The organism is Microcystis sp. M20BS1, from assembly GCF_020245305.1.
Taxonomy (GTDB): Bacteria; Cyanobacteriota; Cyanobacteriia; order Cyanobacteriales; family Microcystaceae; genus Microcystis; species Microcystis ichthyoblabe_A.
Genome location: NZ_JADBUZ010000235.1, coordinates 1 through 2,740, shown reverse-complemented (window position 1 = coordinate 2,740; position 2,740 = coordinate 1). Strand labels below are relative to the sequence as shown.

Annotated in this window: 5 protein-coding genes and 1 pseudogene; 3 read left to right on the top strand and 3 right to left on the bottom strand. The window is 36.2% G+C overall.

Going from position 1 to position 2,740, the window contains the following annotated elements; genetic code table 11:
* Window positions 1–124: 124 nt before the first annotated feature.
* The 3 genes from IM507_RS22190 (at window position 125) to IM507_RS22180 (ending at window position 1,337) form a co-directional block, all read left to right on the top strand.
* On the top strand, window positions 125–490 hold the full coding sequence (locus IM507_RS22190) for a tetratricopeptide repeat protein (protein ID WP_184891204.1): 366 nt from the start codon (window positions 125–127) through the stop codon (window positions 488–490).
* A gap of 140 nt (window positions 491–630) precedes the next feature.
* Entirely contained in the window at window positions 631–954 is a 324-nt protein-coding gene (locus IM507_RS22185) for a hypothetical protein (RefSeq protein WP_002759112.1), read from the top strand.
* Window positions 951–1,337, top strand: a complete 387-nt coding sequence (locus IM507_RS22180; RefSeq protein ID WP_123230638.1) for an aspartyl protease — start codon at window positions 951–953, stop codon at window positions 1,335–1,337. Before IM507_RS22185 ends, IM507_RS22180 begins: the two co-directional genes overlap by 4 nt.
* A 44-nt stretch (window positions 1,338–1,381) precedes the next feature.
* Here IM507_RS22180 and IM507_RS22175 read toward each other — a convergent pair whose 3' ends face one another.
* The 3 genes and pseudogenes from IM507_RS22175 to IM507_RS22165 form a co-directional block, all read right to left on the bottom strand.
* Complete coding sequence (locus IM507_RS22175) at window positions 1,382–1,666, bottom strand: UPF0175 family protein (RefSeq protein ID WP_016516854.1); 285 nt, start codon at window positions 1,664–1,666, stop codon at window positions 1,382–1,384.
* 55 nt (window positions 1,667–1,721) lie between these two features.
* Window positions 1,722–2,600, bottom strand: a pseudogene (locus IM507_RS22170) (CHAT domain-containing protein); the annotation flags it as partial.
* Window positions 2,601–2,626: 26 nt separating this feature from the next.
* Window positions 2,627–2,740, bottom strand: a 114-nt coding sequence (locus IM507_RS22165) for a transposase (RefSeq protein ID WP_130758671.1), incomplete at its 5' end; no start/stop codon positions are given.

Below are 2,740 nucleotides of genomic sequence, written 5' to 3'. Positions count from 1 at the left end.
GTTTATTGATATTTATTATGATAAGACCTAGTTTGTAGTTAACTAAGATGGTTAGCTAAAAACTGTATTTGATTCTTTAACTTGTCCTTGTTATACTCGAAAAAGCTCGGAAGTATAAAAGTTTATGCTGCTATTTTTTTTCGGAAAAATAGGTTGTAATGGGAGACTCTTTGTTTTCCTAGACAAAAATAATTACTTTTTCAAAAAAACACTTTTCTATTTTTTTGTTGGGTATTTTATTCTCTGGAAGTCCCTAACCCTAAGAATTTCCCGCCCAGGTAAGGGGGAATTTAAAGTTACTTTGACTAGAGAACCAATTGTCAATCCCCAATTAGCTGAAGTTTACTACAATCGAGGGCTTGCTCGTCTTGAGCTTAAAGACAAACAAGGAGCTAGAGAAGACTTACAAAAAGCTGCAGACCTCTATCAACAACAAAATAATATAGAAATGTACCAAACAGCATTGGAAAAACTCAAAGAGATTCAGTAGAAGTCAGCATGAATGTAGTTGATTTAATTAATTAGTTAGTGTATAATTTGTGTAATCCAGAATTAATGAGTTACTTTGGTGCGAGATAAAAATCTGGTTTGTTTAACTTAAAATACCTGTAATCAGTCAACATTAGCAAGATGAAACAACTATCCAAAAGTCACCAAAAATATCAAGGAAGAATCTTGTCAGACTCGATCATTTCACCCCAAGAATTAGCATTACGCAAAACTAGAAGAGATGAACTCGGTAGGCGCTGTCGAGAGATTTTCGAGCAAATACGTCCAGAATTGATCGAGAAATATTATAACTGGTTTATTGCTATTGAAGCCAATAGTGGAGATTATTTAATTGACCCTACCCTCGAAGGTTTAATGCAAAAAATTCGCCATCAATATGCGAATACAGAAGTTAAATTGACTACTTTCCGCCTCAATGAAACAGGAGCCTGTGGCATGATATGATTGTAGGCATATTTGGAGAAAATGGAGAGTTACTCTTTGAAATTGACTTGATAGCAGCTAATGGCGAACAATTTCCCCTTGAAGTGCTACTAGATACAGGTTTTACCACCGGTTGGCTGGCGATTAACTCCCAAGATTTAGAAGCACTACAGTGGACTTTAATTGCCTCCCAAATTGAGATGCAAACAGCTAGAGGAAAGGAGTTTTTTGACCTTTATGAAGGTCAGGTCATTATTGATGGTAAAGAGTTTATTATTCCAGTTCATGCTGGAGATGAAATTCCAGAAACTTTGCTAGGTTCACAATGGTTGGAAATAGTTGAGCTAGTTGTGAATAAATCTAAGGAGATTTTGACTATAGAAATTATTGAATTTGACCAATAAGTTAAGTAAAAGATAACAAATCGGTGAAGTATCTGAAACCACAATCATAGGGGTTTTAATTTTTCTTCTTGTCGCAGTTGTTCATGGATTTGACTATCCGCTTCCAAATCAGCTTCACTGTAAGGTAAATCTACCCCTTTAGCTTTTAAAAATGCGTCAACTTCAAGGCGAGTTTTCATCCCTAATAACTCTCGCACTTTCCCAACACTAATCGACCTTTGCCAATACGCTTCAACGATAACCATTTCCATTAACCTACACTCTAAACTTCCCCATTTAGCTTCAAGAGAAGATACAATATTGTCAGGTAAAGCAATCTGAATTTGCATGAATATTTCCCCATTTGTTATCATTTTTGTATCAATCTAACTGCAAAAACAGAGTTTAATCAATAGTGAATGAATTAATTATTTTTTGAGCAGTTCCCTCAAGTTCAGAAAATTTTTCTGATTCCGCTTTATAGTTAATAATGTAGGCGTGATTTGCCGTTAATGACAAAATTTGTTTGATTTTAATTTTTTTACCTCCCTGTTGTTCAGTATAAATAATTTGCATAGCATCTAACTTACCCAACTTAGCGGGGATTGGTTTAGTAATAAAGTCTTGCGTAAATTTTTGACTAATTTGATTGACCGTCTTTTTAGTAAATTCATCTAGTGTAGTAGGGGATTCTAAGGAATGAATATTAACTATAACCATCGCAGGAAAAGATTTTGATATATTATCTTTTGGAGCAACAAATTGAACTACTTCCCCATTTATTAGCTCTCCAGGTATCGCTTGCCAACTTTTGGGATATGTAATTTTCCAGTTTTTGGGATAGGAAATTTTAAGGTCAGCATTCAACTGTTCCTTATTCGGGTCATAGACCCGATAAGGGGAAGTAATTGTAATTATTTTTGGTATTAACAGTAAAACAGCCCCCAAAGCTAAAGCACCGATAACCAGCTTACTCTGATAAAGTATTGATAGCTTCTTCTTCCTTGTCCAAACCAGAGGAGTAGCAGCAGGATTTTGACAAATAAGGGGCAGCCCCATCACCCCCGGCAGTTCCGCATCTAATCCTTCTTCAGCTAGACGTTCTCTCGCCGTCCGCACCGACAAATACAAAGATTTACCCCTAGAAAATGCCTTGAGAAAATGCTTTAAAAACTCCTGTGCCACCTTATCGGGTACAGGTTCTCACATGACGATCGCTTGAGGAATTTGCAAATTCTCCAATTCCTTGGCCAACCCTAACCCATCACAAGAGTTAAAAATGGCGGCTCTTCGTTACCCTTTATGCTAAATCAACAGACAAGATGCCAAGACAACATACTTCTAACCCAAAAATTCCGAAAGTTTCTAAAGCCATAGCCTCTCCGTTTTATTAGTTTAAGTTTATTGTTGATTCCCTCGACCAC

What these genes read in the sequence shown, in the direction of transcription:
- IM507_RS22190 (WP_184891204.1), top strand. Translation starts at nt 125, where the DNA reads ATGCTGCTATTTTTTTTCGGAAAAATAGGTTGTAATGGGAGACTCTTT.
- IM507_RS22185 (WP_002759112.1), top strand. Translation starts at nt 631, where the DNA reads ATGAAACAACTATCCAAAAGTCACCAAAAATATCAAGGAAGAATCTTG.
- IM507_RS22175 (WP_016516854.1), bottom strand. Translation starts at nt 1,666, where the DNA reads ATGCAAATTCAGATTGCTTTACCTGACAATATTGTATCTTCTCTTGAA.
- IM507_RS22180 (WP_123230638.1), top strand. Translation starts at nt 951, where the DNA reads ATGATTGTAGGCATATTTGGAGAAAATGGAGAGTTACTCTTTGAAATT.